The organism is Cupriavidus sp. GW821-FHT07C08, from assembly GCF_059419025.1.
This window is the reverse complement of sequence record NZ_JBWKQZ010000015.1, coordinates 53,024-68,842: the sequence shown is the minus strand read 5'-3', so window position 1 is coordinate 68,842 and position 15,819 is coordinate 53,024. Positions and strand designations below refer to the sequence as shown.

14 protein-coding genes are annotated in these 15,819 nt (G+C 66.7%); 9 read left to right on the top strand and 5 right to left on the bottom strand.

The window, feature by feature from the left end:
• Positions 1 to 5 precede the first annotated feature (5 nt).
• The 5 genes from AC07UK_RS19485 (at position 6) to rng (ending at position 4,274) form a co-directional block, all read left to right on the top strand.
• Positions 6 to 740, top strand: coding sequence for a nicotinate-nucleotide adenylyltransferase (locus AC07UK_RS19485; RefSeq protein WP_013955897.1), 735 nt, complete (start codon positions 6 to 8; stop codon positions 738 to 740).
• 61 nt (positions 741 to 801) lie between these two features.
• Positions 802 to 1,539: a ribosome silencing factor gene (gene rsfS / locus AC07UK_RS19480; RefSeq protein WP_494686231.1), complete on the top strand. Its 738-nt coding sequence runs from the start codon at positions 802 to 804 to the stop codon at positions 1,537 to 1,539.
• Between the two features lie 53 nt (positions 1,540 to 1,592).
• Positions 1,593 to 2,072, top strand: coding sequence for a 23S rRNA (pseudouridine(1915)-N(3))-methyltransferase RlmH (rlmH, locus tag AC07UK_RS19475; RefSeq protein WP_022533932.1), 480 nt, complete (start codon positions 1,593 to 1,595; stop codon positions 2,070 to 2,072).
• Positions 2,073 to 2,105: 33 nt separating this feature from the next.
• Positions 2,106 to 2,720, top strand: coding sequence for a Maf family protein (locus AC07UK_RS19470; protein WP_153955042.1), 615 nt, complete (start codon positions 2,106 to 2,108; stop codon positions 2,718 to 2,720).
• Between the two features lie 87 nt (positions 2,721 to 2,807).
• Positions 2,808 to 4,274, top strand: a complete 1,467-nt coding sequence (rng, locus tag AC07UK_RS19465; RefSeq protein ID WP_013955894.1) for a ribonuclease G — start codon at positions 2,808 to 2,810, stop codon at positions 4,272 to 4,274.
• Positions 4,275 to 4,332: 58 nt separating this feature from the next.
• Here rng and AC07UK_RS19460 read toward each other — a convergent pair whose 3' ends face one another.
• A complete protein-coding gene (locus AC07UK_RS19460; protein WP_436221065.1) occupies positions 4,333 to 4,641 on the bottom strand; it encodes a hypothetical protein in 309 nt (102 codons plus the stop codon).
• 430 nt (positions 4,642 to 5,071) lie between these two features.
• Here AC07UK_RS19460 and AC07UK_RS19455 point away from each other — a divergent pair, with 430 nt between their 5' ends.
• A complete protein-coding gene (locus AC07UK_RS19455) occupies positions 5,072 to 5,584 on the top strand; it encodes a hypothetical protein (RefSeq protein WP_436221064.1) in 513 nt (170 codons plus the stop codon).
• Between the two features lie 12 nt (positions 5,585 to 5,596).
• Here AC07UK_RS19455 and AC07UK_RS19450 read toward each other — a convergent pair whose 3' ends face one another.
• The gene (locus AC07UK_RS19450; RefSeq protein WP_436221063.1) at positions 5,597 to 6,187 is read right to left on the bottom strand and encodes a peroxidase-related enzyme; all 591 of its coding nucleotides are present in this window, start codon (positions 6,185 to 6,187) and stop codon (positions 5,597 to 5,599) included.
• Positions 6,188 to 6,374: 187 nt separating this feature from the next.
• Between AC07UK_RS19450 and waaC the strand changes: the two genes are divergently transcribed.
• Positions 6,375 to 7,361: a lipopolysaccharide heptosyltransferase I gene (gene waaC, locus AC07UK_RS19445; RefSeq protein ID WP_010812916.1), complete on the top strand. Its 987-nt coding sequence runs from the start codon at positions 6,375 to 6,377 to the stop codon at positions 7,359 to 7,361.
• 58 nt (positions 7,362 to 7,419) lie between these two features.
• On the opposite strand, the gene msbA is transcribed toward waaC, so the two are convergent.
• Both msbA and AC07UK_RS19435 read right to left on the bottom strand, forming a co-directional pair.
• The gene (gene msbA / locus AC07UK_RS19440) at positions 7,420 to 9,150 is read right to left on the bottom strand and encodes a lipid A export permease/ATP-binding protein MsbA (RefSeq protein WP_436223045.1); all 1,731 of its coding nucleotides are present in this window, start codon (positions 9,148 to 9,150) and stop codon (positions 7,420 to 7,422) included.
• A 91-nt stretch (positions 9,151 to 9,241) separates the two neighbouring features.
• Positions 9,242 to 10,015 (bottom strand): glycosyltransferase family 25 protein, encoded by a 774-nt coding sequence (locus tag AC07UK_RS19435; protein ID WP_436221062.1) that lies wholly within the window; start codon positions 10,013 to 10,015, stop codon positions 9,242 to 9,244.
• A 299-nt stretch (positions 10,016 to 10,314) separates the two neighbouring features.
• On the opposite strand from AC07UK_RS19435, the gene AC07UK_RS19430 reads away from it, so the two are divergent.
• Positions 10,315 to 11,094, top strand: coding sequence for a glycosyltransferase family 2 protein (locus tag AC07UK_RS19430; protein WP_494686232.1), 780 nt, complete (start codon positions 10,315 to 10,317; stop codon positions 11,092 to 11,094).
• A 37-nt stretch (positions 11,095 to 11,131) separates the two neighbouring features.
• Positions 11,132 to 12,205, top strand: coding sequence for a glycosyltransferase family 4 protein (locus tag AC07UK_RS19425; protein ID WP_436221060.1), 1,074 nt, complete (start codon positions 11,132 to 11,134; stop codon positions 12,203 to 12,205).
• Between the two features lie 19 nt (positions 12,206 to 12,224).
• Here the strand turns inward: AC07UK_RS19425 and dnaE are convergent, their stop codons facing one another.
• Entirely contained in the window at positions 12,225 to 15,737 is a 3,513-nt protein-coding gene (gene dnaE, locus AC07UK_RS19420) for a DNA polymerase III subunit alpha (RefSeq protein WP_494686233.1), read from the bottom strand.
• Positions 15,738 to 15,819 lie beyond the last annotated feature (82 nt).

Sequence of the window (15,819 nt, the reverse complement as noted above, 5' to 3'; positions counted from 1 at the left end):
GACCTATGGCCAATCCAGCGCAACACCGCAAGCCCGCCGCCGACGCGGGAGAACCGCCGCAACCGTCCGCCCGCCCCTATCGCCTGGGTATCCTTGGCGGCACTTTCGATCCCCCCCATGTCGGCCACCTGGCACTGGCGCGGCTGTGCATCGAACACCTTGGGCTGGATGAGCTGGTGTGGATTCCCACCGGCCAGTCGTGGCAAAAAGGCGACGACGTGACCCCTGCCGCCGACCGCCTGGCGATGACCGAACTGGCCGCCGCGGCGCTTGGCGACAGCGGCGCCAAGGTCCGCGTGAGCCGCATGGAAGTGGACCGCGCCGGCCCCAGCTACACCATCGACACCGTACGCCAGCTGCGCGCCGAATACGGCCCCGAAGCCTCGCTGTGCTGGCTGATGGGCGCCGACCAGCTGCTGCGCCTGCACACCTGGCACGGCTGGCAGGCCCTGTTCGAACATGTGCACCTGTGCACCGCCACGCGGCCGCGTTTTGAGCTGGCGGCACTGGAGGGTCCGGTGCTGGCGGCACTGGCCGAACGCCAGGCTGACACGCACCTGATACAATGCACGCCCTCCGGCCGGATGTGGATCGACCAGACGCTTGCCGTCGACCTGTCTTCCACCCACCTGCGCCAGCGGCTGGCAGCCGGCCAGCCGGCAGATGACCAACTGCCGCCCGGCGTGGCACACTACATTGCCAACCACGGGCTGTACCGCAACGCCCCGGCCAGGGCATGACCGGGGTTGCACCAATCCCGGCGCCCACCCCCAACCGATCTCAGCTGAACAAGAAGACACCATGGATATTCGTAAACTGCAACGCGCCATCGTCGACGGCCTCGAGGATGTCAAAGCGCAGGACATCAAGGTGTACGACACCAGCCACCTGACCGAACTGTTCGACCGGGTGGTGATTGCCAGCGGGACATCCAACCGCCAGACCAAGGCGCTGGCAGCGTCGGTGCGGGATACGGTGAAGGGAGCCGGCGGCCACATCGTGGCGGTCGAGGGCCTGGAAACCGGCGAATGGGTGCTGGTCGACTGCGGCGATGCCGTGGTCCACATCCTGCAGCCGCAGTTGCGCCTGTACTACAATCTGGAAGAGATCTGGGGCGACAAGCCGGTGCGCATGAAGCTGGCCACCGCCGGCCGCGGCCTGGCCAAGGCCAGCGAGCCGATGGACGAGGACGAGGACGAAGCCCCGGTGCGCACCGTGCGCCGCGCCAGCAACCTGCGCCCCGCGCTGGCCCGCCTGCCCGAAGGCATGAAGGAGCCGTCGCCGCCGATGGGCCATGAGGACACCGACGCGGACGCCATCGCCACCATCCGCAAGCCGGCCCGCAAGACCGCCACCAAGACGGCAGCGACCAAGACCGCCGGCACCCGTGCCGCTGCGCCGCGCAAGACCGCTGCCGGCACCACCGCGCGCAAGACCGCGACCAAGACCGCGGTCAAGAAGGCCCCGAGCAAGACCGCTGCCAGCAAGACCGCAGCAGCCAAGCCGGCCGCGCGCAAGCGCACCACCCGCTCGGCCTGAGCCCCGGCGCGCGGCCGCCAGGCGGCCGCGCAGCATGACCCGTCCTCTGCCCCATGCAACTGGTGATCGTGGCCGTCGGCCACAAGATGCCCGGCTGGATCGAAACCGGCTTCAGCGAGTACGCCAAGCGCATGCCGCCCGAGCTGCGCATCGAACTGCGCGAGGTCAAGCCCGAAACCCGCTCGTCCAGCAACAACGCCGCCACCGTGATGCAGCGCGAAGCCGCGCGCATCGAGACGGTGCTGGGCTCGCTGTCGAAGCAGTGCCGCATCGTCGCGCTGGATGAGCGCGGGCGCGACTTCACCACCGTGCAACTGGCCGCGCAGCTGACCGACTGGCAGCGCGAGGGCGGCGACGTGGCCTTCCTGATCGGCGGCGCCGACGGGCTCGACCCGGCCCTGAAAGCCCGCGCCAGCACCCTGATCCGGCTGTCCAGCCTGACCCTGCCGCACGGCATGGTGCGCGTGCTGCTGGCCGAGCAGCTGTACCGCGCCTGGTCCGTCACGCAGAACCACCCCTATCATCGGGCCTGATCCCGGCTGTCGCCGGAAGGCCCCTCCGCCGCGATGCCCGACACCCTGCACGACTATCTTTACCTCGCCTCGCAGAGCCCGCGCCGCCGCGAGCTGCTGACCCAGCTCGGCGTGCGCTACGAACTGCTGCTGGCCGATGACGACGAGGATGCCGAAGCGCTTGAGGCGGTCCAGCCTGGCGAGACCCCCGACGACTACGTCCAGCGCGTCTGCGCGCTGAAGGCCGAAGCCGCGCTGCGCCGCCGCGAACGCCGCGCGCTGCCCGATGCGCCGGTGCTGACCTCCGACACCACGGTCTGCCTGGGCGGCCGCATCCTGGGCAAACCTGCCGACGGCGCCGATGCCGCGGCCATGCTGGGCGCGCTCTCGGGCAGCACCCACCGCGTCCTGACCGCCGTGACGATCGTGTCGACCACGGGCATGCGGCATGCGCTGTCGATCTCCGAAGTCACCTTCCGCCAGATGCAGCCCGCCGAGATCGAGCGCTATGTCGCCAGCGGCGAGCCGCTCGGCAAGGCCGGTGCCTACGGCATCCAGGGCCGGGCGGCGGAGTTCGTGGAGCGGATCGCGGGCAGCTATTCAGGTATCATGGGCTTACCCTTGTTTGAGACGGCGGCGTTACTTCGCCAGGCCCATCTGCAGTTCTGAGCCGCGCCCTCCGTGCCCAGACAAGACCCGGCCCCCGCGCCGGGCCACCCTATACAGCCGGACCACCGGCGACGCGTTTCACCCGCTATGACTGAAGACATCCTCGTCAACATCACGCCCCAAGAGACCCGCGTCGCCATCGTGCAGCAGGCCGCCGTGCAGGAACTGCATGTCGAACGCACGCTGACGCGCGGGCTGGTCGGCAATATCTACCTGGGCAAGGTGGTGCGCGTGCTGCCCGGCATGCAATCGGCCTTTATCGACATCGGCCTGGAGCGCGCCGCCTTCCTGCACGTGGCCGATATCTGGCATCCACGCGACGCCGACCGCAACAATTCCACGCCGCAGCTGGCCATCGAGAAGACCCTGTTCGAAGGCCAGGCGCTGATGGTGCAGGTGATCAAGGATCCGATCGGCACCAAGGGCGCGCGGCTGTCCACCCAGGTGAGCATCGCCGGGCGCACCCTGGTGTACCTGCCGCAGGATCCGCATATCGGCATCTCGCAGCGCATCGAGGGCGAAGTGGACCGCGAGGCGCTGCGCAGCCGCGTGCAGGGCCTGGTGCCCGCCGACGAGCGCGGCGGCTTTATCGTGCGCACCATCGCCGAGGAAGCGACCGACGAGGAACTCGGCAACGATATCGCCTACCTGCGCAAGATCTGGGGCACGATCCGCCAGAACGCCACCACCCTGCCCGCGCCCAGCCTGCTCTACCAGGACCTGAACCTGGCCCAGCGCGTGCTGCGCGACTTCATCAACGACGCCACCGGCGTGATCCAGATCGACTCGCGCGAGAACTACCAGATGCTGCTGGAGTTCGCCAAGGAATACACCCCGGCGGTGCTGCCGCGGCTGTCGCACTACACCGGCGAGCGTCCGATCTTCGACCTGTTCAATATCGACGCCGAGATCGAGAAGGCGCTGTCGCGCCGGGTGGACCTGAAGTCGGGCGGCTACCTGATGATCGACCAGACCGAGGCGATGACGACCATCGACGTCAACACCGGCGGCTACGTGGGCGCGCGCAACTTTGACGACACCATCTTCAAGACCAACCTGGAGGCGGCCCACACCATCGCGCGGCAGCTGCGCCTGCGCAACCTCGGCGGCATCATCATCATCGACTTCATCGATATGGAGAACGCCGAGCACCGCGACGCGGTGCTGTCCGAGCTGAAGCGAGCGCTCGCACGCGACCGCACCCGCATCACGGTCAACAGCTTCTCGCAACTGGGCCTGGTCGAGATGACGCGCAAGCGCACGCGCGAGTCGCTGGCGCATGTGCTGTGCGAGCAATGCCCGGTCTGCCAGGGCAAGGGCCAGGTCAAGACGCCGCGCACGGCCTGCTACGACATCCTGCGCGAGATCATGCGCGAATCGCGCCAGTTCAACCCGCGCGAATTCCGCATCCTGGCCTCGCAGGAAGTGATCGACCTGTTCCTGGAAGAAGAAAGCCAGCATCTGGCGATGCTTGGCGACTTCATCGGCAAGCCGATCTCGCTGCAGGTGGAATCGACGTTCCACCAGGAGCAATACGACATCATCCTGATGTGAAGATGCCGGCGCAGGCATGGAAAGGCCCGCTCACTGGCGGGCCTTTCTGCATTCTGGACTAGGGCCGGATCACGACTTGCGGACTCACCACGAAGGCGGGTTCGGGCTGGTAGTACACAGCCGGCGGCGGCTGGTACACGACCGGCCGGTCCTTGCACTTGCGCTCTTCCTTATACTCGCCGTTGTCCTTCCACTTGCGCTTGATCTTGCAGTTGCCGACCCAGAACTCTTCCTTGTAGTCGCCGCCCTTGTAGCGGCGCGCGTAGTGGTGATCGTCGTCCCAGTCGTCGTCGGCACGCGCGGCGGCGGAGATGGTGCCAAGGAGCACGGGCAATACAACGAGGGCAACAAGGGCGCGGGGCTTCATTCTGGGGGCGGCGAGCGATGGTTGAGGAAGCTAGTGTCCTGTTCCGTAGATACCTTGCCATGAAATCGCCCAGTTGGCCGCCATGCGTCGTTGCTCGTCGTTGCCATAGCTACGGCTATGGCGCCTCCTCGCGCCTAGCCTGACGACCAACTGGACGATTTCATTTTGGCAAGCTACCTACGGAACAGCACACTAGCACGCCGCATCCCGCATCTGTGTATCAAGCTGTTTACGAACGTAACCACGTTGCAGCGCATTTGTCTGTCCGCTTGCGTCCGCCTCCTAACGGGCTCGGGGATGGTCCTACTCCAATTCCGTTTGCCATCCGCTATAACTAAGCGAGGGTAGTCAGCGGCATCCGCACGGATGCCGCGCCCGGCCTGCCACCCCGATGCAAGGCGCGGCCCGGCCGGCAAGCAAGGAGTCCGGCATGAACGCCACGAACCATGGAGCCTGTCTGCTGGCCCTCCTGTTGTCGGTGGCGTGCGCGCCATTGCCGATCACCAGGCGCGCCCCCCTGCCGCCGCCCGAGGCGAAGGGCGAAGCGGTCGCCGCCGCGCCCAAGGAGCGCGCCACCCCGATCGCGAACAAGACCATCAACATTGCCGCCGCCTGCAAGCGCACCGAGGAAGACGGCTTCCGCGAAGACGCGCTGATGGACGTCAAGGCCAACGAGGTGCGTGCGCTCAAGTGGAAGCTATGGGTATCGCGGCGCGGCAGTTGCGAATTCAACCTGGCCGAGTTCCGCCAGGTCCGCGAGACCCCGCACATCGAACTGCAGGCCATCGACGGCAGCCAGTGCAAGCTGCTGGTGTGGCAGGACCCGCGCCGCGTGACGCTGGCCCATAACCGCTGCGAGAAGCACTGCACGCCGGGCATCTACGAGCAGGCGTGGCCGGTGCTGTTCGATCCCAAGAGCGGTGCCTGCGCCGAGGTACGGTGAGCGCCTGCGGCGTTACTTCGCTTTCGGGACCCGGCCCATCAGGTAGAACTCGTCGTTCGGACGCATGCTGATCGTGTTCGCCATCCGGTTCGACAGGCCGAAAAACGCCGTGATGGCGGCAATATCCCAGGCATCCTCCTCGGAAAAACCGTGCTCGCGCAGCGCAGCAAAGTCGGCATCGCCCACTTCATGCGACGCGTTGCACACCTTCATCGCAAAGTCGAGCATCGCGCGCTGGCGCGGCGGAATATCCGCCTTCAGGTAGTTCACCGCCACCTGGTCCGCCACCAGCGGCTTCTTCTCATAGATGCGCAGGATCGCGCCATGCGCCACCACGCAGTACAGGCACTGGTTGGCACCGGAAGTCGCCACCACGATCATCTCGCGCTCGCCCTTGGTCAGGCCGCCCTCCTTGAGCATCAGCGCATCGTGGTAGGCGAAGAACGCGCGGAACTCGTCGGGACGGTGCGCCAGCGCCAGGAAGACGTTGGGGACGAAGCCGGCTTTTTCCTGGACTTCCAGGATGCGGGCGCGGATGTCGTCGGGGAGCTTGGTCAGCGCGGGGATGGGGTAGCGGCTGATGGGGAATGCCGTGTCGGACATGATGGTCTCCTGCCTCCTATTGGATATGCGTCATCGGTCGTGAGCTTCTGGTACAGATACTAACGGATCGGCATGGGCGTGGCGGGCGCCATGTCACCCATGCATCGCACGGACACTTGTCTCCTGGATAAGGCATACTACGCACCTTCCGAACCAGGCGGGCACATTGCCCGCCCTACTGTTCCCGATGAAACGTATTCTCATCGTCAAGCTGACCTCCCTCGGCGACATGGTGTTCACCCAGCCGCTGGTCGCGGACCTGCAGCGGGCCTTTCCCGGCGTCAAGATCGACTGGATCGCCGACTCATATTGCGCCGACGTGCCGCGCTGGAATCCGAATATCGAGCGCGTGATTTCCGCGCCGCTGCGCGGCTTCAAGAAATCGCGCAACTGGGCTGGCTTGCGTGCGATCTTCAGTGCGCTGCGTGAACTGCGCCGCGAGAAGTACGATGCGGTGCTGGACGTCCATGGCGTCTACAAGAGCGCCATCGTGACGTTCCTGGCACGCACGCGCAATCGCTATGGCTACCCCGTGGCAGAGTTGGGCGAGAGCGGCGCCCGCTTCGCCTACAACCATGTGTTCCAGCCATTTGTCGAGGAAGATTGCGCGCGGCAGCGGATGCGCCGCGCCGTCAGCCGCGCCTTGGGCTATGAGCTGACCAGGGACATGGACTACGGCCTGGAGATGCCCGCAGACACGCCGGCGCCGGCCGCCAAGGGTCCGTACGCGATGCTGTTCCATGCCACCTCTAGCGAAGAAAAGAAGTGGCCGGTCGCCGACTGGATCAGCGTGGGCAGCGCGATCTCGGCGCGCGGGCTGCGCGTGCTGGTGCCCTGGGGCAACGACGCGGAGCGCAAGGAAGCCGAGACCATCGCCGCCAGCGTGCCCAACGCCGAAGTGATGCCGCGCCTGAGCATCACCGGCGTGGCGCAGATGGTAGGCAAGGCATCGCTGGTGGTTGGCATGGACACCGGCTTCGTGCATATCGCCGATGCGCTGCGCCGCCCGACCGTGATCCTGTTCACGACCACGTCGCGCCACCTGTACGGCGTCGATGCGCCGGGCCGCGCGGTCTCGCTGGGCGGCGGCGGCGTGGTGCCGCGGCGGGATCAGGTGCTGGCTGCCATCGATGAAGTGCTGGGCGTGCAGCCGCCCGTCACCTCGCCAAACTGAGCACGAAGGAAACGACAAAGGCCGGCGCAAGCGCCGGCCTTTGTCGTTGGTACGTCCGTTACCCTTGATGCGTCGCGAACTGGATCCGGTGCAACCCGGCGTACAGGCCGTTGGCCGCCAGCAGCTGTGCGTGCGTGCCCTGCTCCGCCACGCGGCCGTGGTCCAGCACGGCGATGCGGTCGGCGTTCTCGATGGTGGACAAGCGGTGCGCAATCACCAGCGTGGTCCGGCCCCTCATCAGTTCCTCCAGCGCCGCCTGCACCTGGCGCTCCGACTCCGAATCCAGTGCCGAAGTGGCCTCGTCCAGGATCAGGATCGGTGCGTCCTTGTACAGCGCCCGGGCAATCGCCAGCCGCTGGCGCTGGCCACCGGACAGCTTCATGCCGTTGTCGCCGATATTGGTATTCAGGCCTTCCGGCAGCCCCTTGACCGTTTCCGTCAGGTAGGCGGCCGCCAGCGCGCGCTCAACGCGGGCCATGTCGATCTCGCTGTCGGATTGCGCGCCATATGCCACATTGGCGGCGACGGTGTCGTTGAACAGCACCACGTCCTGGCTGACGAAGGCGATCTGGTTGCGCAGGTCCTTCAGCGACAACTCGGTCAGCGGCGCGCCATCCAGCAGGATGCGCCCGGCAGTGGGGTCGAAGAAGCGCGGCACCAGGTTGACCAGCGTGGTCTTGCCGCTGCCCGACGGGCCCACCAGCGCCACCACCTCGCCCGGACTGACGCGCAGGTCGATGCCCTCCAGCGCGGCGCGCGATGCCTCACCGTAGCGGAAGCCGACTTGCTCGAAGGCCAGCTCGCCGCGGGCACGACCCAGCATCTTGCCACCGTCCTGTGGCTCGATCGGTTCATCGATCAGCCGGAAGATCATCTCGGCTGCAGTGATGCCGCGCGTCAGCGGCTGGTTGATGTCGGTCAGGTGCTTGAGCGGCGAGATCAGCAGCAGCATCGCCATCACAAAGCCGGTAAAACCGCCCACCGTGGTCTGGTTGGCCTGCGCCTGCACCATCGCAATGGTGATGATCACCGACAGCGCCAGCGCAGCCAGGAAGGCCGTGACCGGCTGGTTCAGCCCGCCGGCGACCGCCATGCGCATCGAGTAGTTCTTGAGCCGCTCGGCCACGGTGCGGAAGCGGCCCATCTCGTAGGCTTCGCCGCCGTGCAGCTTGACCACCTTGTAGCCGCCCACGGCCTCTTCCACGACATAGGCAGCGTTGTTGGTAAAGGCCTGGTGATCGCGGTTGAGCTTGCGCAGCCGGCGGTTGATCTTCGACATCAGGTAGCCGATCACCGGCAGGATCACCGCCACGATCAGCGTCAGGCGCCAGTTGGTATAGAACAGGTAGATCAGCAACGCCACAACCGTCAGCGAGTCCCGCACCAGCGTGATAAAGACGCTGGTCAGGATCTGCAGCACCTGGTTGACCTCGAAGATCACGGCATTGATCAGCGAAGCCGCCGTGTTGCGGTGGAAGAACGACGCCGGCGCCTGCAGCAGTCGCTCGAACATCTGCAAACGCATCTTCAGCAGCACGCGGTTCGAAATCAGGTTCAGCAGGTAGCCGGAGGCAAACTGCGCCACGCCGCGGATCAGGGCCACGCCGGTCAGGATCGCGGGGACATGCCACAGCGTGCCGGCGTAGTCGCCGCCGAAGCCCTTGTCGAGCAGGTCATTGACAACCTTGGGGATCACCCCTTCGCTGCCCGCGACCACGGCCATGGCAAGGATGGCGCCGATGAAGATGCGTAGCTCGGGGCGCAGGTAAGACCAGAGCCGGCTGGCCATGCTGGACGGCACGGCGGCACCTGGCGAAATGGGCGGTTTGGATGTGGTCACTGATATTTCTTGTGTGTGGAGGCGGCGTGCCGGCCCGGCGCTAGCCCGGCCGCTTCTGCCGGGCTACCCGAAGGAAGGGCCTGACGATGAGCTGGAACAGGAAGCGCTGATAGACGTAGCGGCGCAGATAATAGCCGATGCTGCGCTGAGCCTTGTCGGTGGCGTCCAGGTCGGCGCGATGCGTTTCGAGCGACGAGGTCTCGGCCAGTTCGGTCAGGCCGATGCAATATGGCACCACCGCACTGACCGACACCAGGCCCTGCTTTTCGAAGGCCGACCAGTAGTCGGCCGCGCACCACATCGGCTGCAAACCCGCCAGCAGCCGCTGCGCTGCGGCGCGCGTCACCACGTAGCCGTGCGCGCGCCACCATTCGCCGTAGCGCCTGACCAGGCGTCGTTCGCCGCCGAGCCTGCGGGCTCCCCAGCGGGTGTACTTGTCGACATGGGACAGCAGCACCACCTCGGCGCGGTCCGGATCCAGGCGCGACTCCAGGTCGGCCAGCACGGCTGCCAGGTCGGGGCCAGGCGAAGCATCGTCCTCCAGCACCAGCGCAAAGGCGGCGCCGTCGTCCAGCATCTTGCGGTACACACCAAGATGACTCAACCCGCACCCGACCTCGCCCCGGCTCATGGGCCGGTAGCGCGCGGCGGCGGCGGCGGCATCGTACTTGCTGGCCACTTCCTCCTGCGACAGCACGCGGCCATCCACGGCCCGGAACACCTGGAACGGGATGTCAAGGCCCGCCAGCTGGCCGGCAATGCGCTCCCGGCGCTCCCGCGCGGTGTCGAGATTGATGACGTAGGCGCCGATCATGCGGCCAGCGCCTGTGGGTCCGGTCTTGCCCGGATTGCAGCCGGCAAGAGAGAGACCAATGCTGCACGCGCAGGCAGAAGGAAGACTTCTTCCATCCCGGCAGAACGGGACAATTGTGCTCGTATCATCAATTTGAGAATCAGGAAACGGCCCGTGAGCCGACTCGATGGCATCAGGGTGCGCGAAGGGCGCCATGCGCCAGTGCGGTAGAATACGCGGTCTCGATCCAGCGCCTGGCGCCGCGGGCGACTCCGGCGGCCCGTCGGTCTTGTCCGACCTGCGTGCCTCCCCTATGTTCCATGAGAGTCTCGGCCGTCATCATTACCAGGAATGAAGCTCACAATATCGGGCCATGCCTCGAAAGCGTGTCCTGGTGCGAAGAGGCGATTATAGTGGATTGGGCCAGCACGGATGACACGGTGGCGATTGCGCGTGCCGCCGGCGCCACTGTCATCCAGACCGACGACTGGCCTGGGTTCGGCCCGCAGAAGAACCGTGCGGTTGACGCCGCCACGGGCGACTGGATCCTGAGTCTCGATGCCGATGAACGTGTCACGCCCGCCCTGCGCGACGAGATCCTGGGCCATCTGAAGCGGGCCGACGCCCACGCGCTTGCGCTGCCGCGCCTGTCAGCGTTCTGCGGCACCTTCGTGCGCCACGCAGGCTGGTATCCGGACTATGTGACCCGCGTCTTCCGCAAGGGCCGCGGCCGCTTCACGGATGACCTGGTCCACGAACACCTGAAGGTGGACGACCCGGTCACCCATCTGCGCGAGCCGCTGATCCATTACAGCTACCGCACACTGTCGGACGTGCTGCGCAAGATCGACAGCTACTCCAGCGCAGGCGCGCAGCAGGCCTACGCGCGGGGCAAGCGTAGTTCGGTCGCGTCCGCCGCGGGCCACGGCCTGTGGGCCTTCATCCGGACCTTCCTGCTCAAGCGCGGCTTCCTGGACGGCAGCGCAGGCTTCGGCGTGGCGCTGATGAATGCGCAGGCAAGCTACTACAAGTACGCCAAGCTGGCGCAGTTGCAGGCCGACACCGATCTCAAGGCAGCCGCCCCTGAGGTCACCCGTTGAGGCGGCCGGCCGCCCCTCCCCTTTATTCCATGCATCGATGAAAGTTGGCATCTCCTGCAATCGCTTCGGCGCTGGCGGCGGCCTGGAACGCTACGCGCTCGACATCAGCCGCGCGATGGCAGCCCGCGCCGGCACCGAGGTGTCGGTGTACGCGCGCCGCTTCGACGCCGGCGTGGCGCAGGCGGCCGGCGTCACGCCGCATCGCATCCTGGTCTCGTGGCTGCCCGGCAAGCTGCGCGACCGCTATTTCTCGTGGCGGCTGCAAGCGCACCGTCCCGTGGATGAAGTGCTGATCGGCTGCAACCGCGTGCGCGGCTCCGATATCGCCATCTGCGGCGGCACCCACCGCGGCTATCTCGGCGCGCGCGGCACGACAGCGCGCCGCTCCGACCAGTGGCAGATCGACCTGGAGAGTGCGCAGTATGCTGGAGCGCATCGCGTGGTGGCGCATTCGGCGCTGATGCGCCGCGAGGTGATCGAGCTGTACGGGATGCCGCCGGACCGCGTGGAACTGATCTATCCGCCGGTCGACACGCAGCGCTTCACGCCGGTCGACGCCGACGCGCGCGCCGCGTTGCGCCATGAGTTCGGTTTCGGTGACGATGAGGTCGTGTTCCTGTTCCCGTCTTCGGGCCATGCCCGCAAGGGTTTCGACCTGCTTGCCGACTATTTCTCTAAATCGGACCTGCCGATCACGCTTGCCGTGGCCGGCCGTCCGGTCGGGCGCACCATCCCGCGGGTACGGGAACTGGGCTACAGCAGCCGCATCGACGCGCTCTACCGCGCCGCGGACTTCACCATCCTGGCGTCGGGCTATGAACCGTTCGGACTGGTCGGCGTGGAATCGGTGCTGTGCGGCACGCCGCTGGTCTTTGCCGACAATATTGCCTGCCTGGAGGTAATCCGGCCGCAGGCGGTGCATGCCTTCGCACGCGATCGCGCCGAGACCCTCGACCGTGCGATTCGCGCCGCGGTCGACGCGGCACGCAGCGGCCAGGGCCGGCTGGCGGACCCGATGGCGATGCTCAACTACGATCCGGGCATCGAGGCCCACGTCGACGCGCTGCTAACGCTGGCGGCCAGCGCGCGTGCCGCCCGGCAGGCGGCCTGAGACCGCCGCTGCCGTCGGCTTATTCGTAGAGGGTGCTGACGCTGTCCGGCGACAGTGCCAGCCGCAACGCGGTCAGCGCCTCGTCGGAGGGCACCACCTTCCAGTCCGCTCCGAGCATGGCCTCGCACGAAGCCGCCGCCGACTGGTAGTGGATGCGCACCGGCAAACCCTGCCCGCCGCTGGCGCGGGCCAGGTGCGGCATCAGCAGTTCGCGCAGCATCCCGGTCGAAGAATTGCCATTCATCGCCAGCCGCACCGCGCTGGCGAACTTGAGGCGCGCGGCCACCAGGTCCATCACCGACTCGGCCGTAAACCTCACCCCACCGGTAAACATATCGTGCCGCGCATTCCCCGTGGCGATCAGCAGCTCGTCCTCGCGGAACATGTGCCGGTTGGCGTCGAACAGCTCGTTGAACACCGTCATCTCGACCAGCCCGGTGCCGTCGTCGAGCGTCACGATCAGCATCTTGCCGCGCTGGGTCATCTGCGTGCGGACGCCGGAGATCACGCCGGCGATGGTCTTGCCGCGCACATCACGGCCGAAGCCGCCGCCGTTGCCCTGCACTTCCTTTTCCAGCGCGGCCAGCGTGCCCTTGTTGAAGCGGCGCACCTCGTCGCGGTAGGCGTCGAACAGGTGGCCGGAGAAGTAGTAGCCAAGCGCCTGCTTCTCTTCCTGCAGCGTGCGCTTGGGGCTCCAGCGCGGCTCGTCGAGCAGCTCGGGGCGGTGCGCTTCGCCGGCATCGCCCATCAGGTCGAACAGCGACACCTGGTTGGCGGACTCCGCCTTCTGCTCGGCGGCCTCCATCGCGATCGGCACCGATGCCAGCAACTGGGCGCGGTTGTCGTTCAGGCTGTCGAACGCGCCGGCGCGGATCAATGCCTCAATAGTGCGGCGGTTGACCTGGCGGCGGTCGACGCGTTCGCAGAAGTCGAACAGATCGGTGAACGGGCGCTCTTCGCGCGCGCGCAGGATGTCTTCAATGGCGCCCTGGCCGCTGCCCTTGATGCCGCCCAGCCCATAGCGGATGGTCTTGGAGTCGGTCGGCGCGAAGCGGTATTCGCTGGCGTTGACGTCGGGCGGAAGCACCGCGAGCTTGTTGAGCTTGCAGTCCTCGTAGAGGATCTTGACCTTGTCGGTGTCATCCATGGCCAGCGACATGTTGGCTGCCATGAATTCGGCCGGATGGTGGGCCTTGAGCCAGGCGGTGTAGTACGCCAGCAGTGCGTACGCGGCCGCGTGCGACTTGTTGAAGCCGTAGCCCGCGAACTTCTCCATCAGGTCGAAGATGTCGTCGGCCTGCTGCGCGGAGAGGCCGTTCTTGTCGGCGCCCTCGCGGAACATCACGCGATGCTGCGCCATCTCCTCGGGCTTCTTCTTGCCCATGGCCCGACGCAGCAGGTCGGCGCCGCCGAGCGAGTAGCCGCCGATGATCTGCGCCATCTGCATCACCTGTTCCTGGTAGACCATGATGCCGTAGGTCTCTTTCAGGACGGGTTCGACGCGCGGATCGGGATACTCCACCTTCTCGCGGCCGTGCTTGCGCGCGCAGAAGCTGGGGATCAGGTCCATCGGGCCCGGGCGGTACAGTGCCACCAGCGCGATGATGTCCTCGAAGCGGTCAGGCTTGGCGTCCTTGAGCATGCCCTGCATGCCGCGGCTTTCCAGCTGGAACACGGCGACCGTGTTGGCCGTCTTGAGGATGTCGAAGGCGGGGCCGTCGGCGAGCGGGATATGGCTGCAGTTCCAGTCGGCCTTGCTCGGGTCGAGGCGGCGGATATAGCGCTCGGCCCAGTCCAGGATGGTCAGCGTGGTCAGGCCCAAGAAGTCGAACTTGACCAGGCCGGCGGCCTCGACGTCGTCCTTGTCATACTGGCTGACGACACCGCTCATGCCGTCGTTCTGCGCGCCCTGCGTGTACAGCGGGCAGAAGTCGGTCAGCCTGCCGGGCGCGATCAGCACGCCGCCGGCGTGCATGCCGACGTTGCGGGTCATGCCTTCGACGCGCTGTGCCAGCTCCAGCAGCTGGCGCACTTCTTCCTCGTTGTTCTCGCGCTCGGTCAGCAGCGGCTCTTCCTTCTTGGCCTCCTCGATGGTGACCAGCTTGCCGGGCTTGAACGGGATCAGCTTGGCGATGCCGTCGACAAAGCCGTAGCCGAGGTCAAGCACGCGGCCCACGTCGCGCACCGCGGCCTTGGCCGCCATGGTGCCGAAGGTGGCGATCTGCGATACCGCGTCCTTGCCGTACTTCTCCTTCACGTAGGTGATCACGCGATCGCGGCCGTGCTGGCAGAAGTCGATGTCGAAGTCGGGCATAGAGACCCGTTCCGGGTTCAGGAAACGCTCGAACAGCAGGGCGTACTTGAGCGGATCCAGGTCGGTAATGCCGAGCGCATAGGCCACCAGCGAACCGGCGCCCGAACCGCGGCCCGGGCCCACCGGCACGCCGTTGTTCTTGGCCCAGTTGATAAAGTCCGCCACGATCAGGAAGTAGCCGGGGAAGCCCATCTTGATGATGGTGCCGGTCTCGAACTCCAGCCGTGCGTAGTATTCCGGGCGCTTCGATTCGCGCACAGCCTCGTCGGGGAACAGCACCGCCAGGCGCTTCTCCAGCCCGTCCTTGGCCATGAAGACCAGGTAGTCGTCCAGCGACATGCCGTCGGGCGTCGGGAACAGCGGCAGGCGCGGCTTGCCCAGCTCCAGCGTCAGGTTGCAGCGGCGCGCGATCTCGACCGCGTTCTCCAGCGCCGAGGGGATGTCCGCGAACAGCGCGCACATCTCGTCCTGGGTCTTGAAGTACTGGTCGGTGGTAAAGCGCCGGGTGCGGCGCGGATTGGCCAGCAGCTCGCCCTCGGCGATGCACACGCGCGCCTCGTGCGCGGTGTAGTCGTCCGGCGTCATGAACTGCACCGGATGCGTGGCCACCACCGGCAGTTGCAGTTCCGCAGCCAGCTGCACGGCCTGCTGCACGTAGGCATCGGTGCCGGCATTGCCGGCACGCTGCAGTTCGATGTAGAAGCGCTGCGCGAATACCGTGGACCAATGCTGTGCCGCGCGGCGCGCACCGTCGGCATTGCCGTTGGCCAGCGCCATGCCGATATCGCCACCCATTGCGCCCGACAGGGCGATCAGGCCGGTGGCCAGCGGCAGGTCGTCCTCGCCGGGTTCCAGGAACCAGGCCGGATCGATCTCGGCGCGGCCGCGGTGCTGGTTGCCCAGCCACGCGCGCGACAGCAGCATGCACAGGTTCAGGTAGCCGCGGCGGTCCTGCACCAGCAGCAGCAGTCGCGACGGCTTGTCGCGGTCCTCGGCGTTGGTGAGCCAGACGTCGGCACCGACCACCGGCTTCACGCCGCCGCCGCGCGCCTCCTTGTAGTAACGGATCAGCCCGAAGGCGTTGGCAAGGTCCGTCAGGGCGAGCGCGCCCATGCCATCGGCGGCGGCGGCCTTGACGGCGTCTTCCAGGCGGACGATGCCGTCCACGATGGAATATTCGGAATGCAGGCGGAGGTGTACGAAGCGGGGTGCGGACATGGGCGACATTGTACCGGCTCAGTCCGCTGGCATGCCTCCGATATTGCGTGCAGGCGGCCTGGCGCGAGGGCCCGGCATAGCT

Bases quoted from the DNA above. Each gene is read 5' to 3' on its own strand.
- AC07UK_RS19450 (WP_436221063.1), bottom strand. From the start codon at position 6,187: ATGTCCGACACGGCATTCCCCATCAGCCGCTACCCCATCCCCGCGCTG.
- AC07UK_RS19485 (WP_013955897.1), top strand. From the start codon at position 6: ATGGCCAATCCAGCGCAACACCGCAAGCCCGCCGCCGACGCGGGAGAA.
- AC07UK_RS19455 (WP_436221064.1), top strand. From the start codon at position 5,072: ATGAACGCCACGAACCATGGAGCCTGTCTGCTGGCCCTCCTGTTGTCG.
- waaC (WP_010812916.1), top strand. From the start codon at position 6,375: ATGAAACGTATTCTCATCGTCAAGCTGACCTCCCTCGGCGACATGGTG.
- AC07UK_RS19425 (WP_436221060.1), top strand. From the start codon at position 11,132: ATGAAAGTTGGCATCTCCTGCAATCGCTTCGGCGCTGGCGGCGGCCTG.
- AC07UK_RS19435 (WP_436221062.1), bottom strand. From the start codon at position 10,015: ATGATCGGCGCCTACGTCATCAATCTCGACACCGCGCGGGAGCGCCGG.
- AC07UK_RS19470 (WP_153955042.1), top strand. From the start codon at position 2,106: ATGCCCGACACCCTGCACGACTATCTTTACCTCGCCTCGCAGAGCCCG.
- dnaE (WP_494686233.1), bottom strand. From the start codon at position 15,737: ATGTCCGCACCCCGCTTCGTACACCTCCGCCTGCATTCCGAATATTCC.
- rng (WP_013955894.1), top strand. From the start codon at position 2,808: ATGACTGAAGACATCCTCGTCAACATCACGCCCCAAGAGACCCGCGTC.
- AC07UK_RS19460 (WP_436221065.1), bottom strand. From the start codon at position 4,641: ATGAAGCCCCGCGCCCTTGTTGCCCTCGTTGTATTGCCCGTGCTCCTT.
- msbA (WP_436223045.1), bottom strand. From the start codon at position 9,150: ATGGCCAGCCGGCTCTGGTCTTACCTGCGCCCCGAGCTACGCATCTTC.
- AC07UK_RS19430 (WP_494686232.1), top strand. From the start codon at position 10,315: ATGAGAGTCTCGGCCGTCATCATTACCAGGAATGAAGCTCACAATATC.
- rsfS (WP_494686231.1), top strand. From the start codon at position 802: ATGGATATTCGTAAACTGCAACGCGCCATCGTCGACGGCCTCGAGGAT.
- rlmH (WP_022533932.1), top strand. From the start codon at position 1,593: ATGCAACTGGTGATCGTGGCCGTCGGCCACAAGATGCCCGGCTGGATC.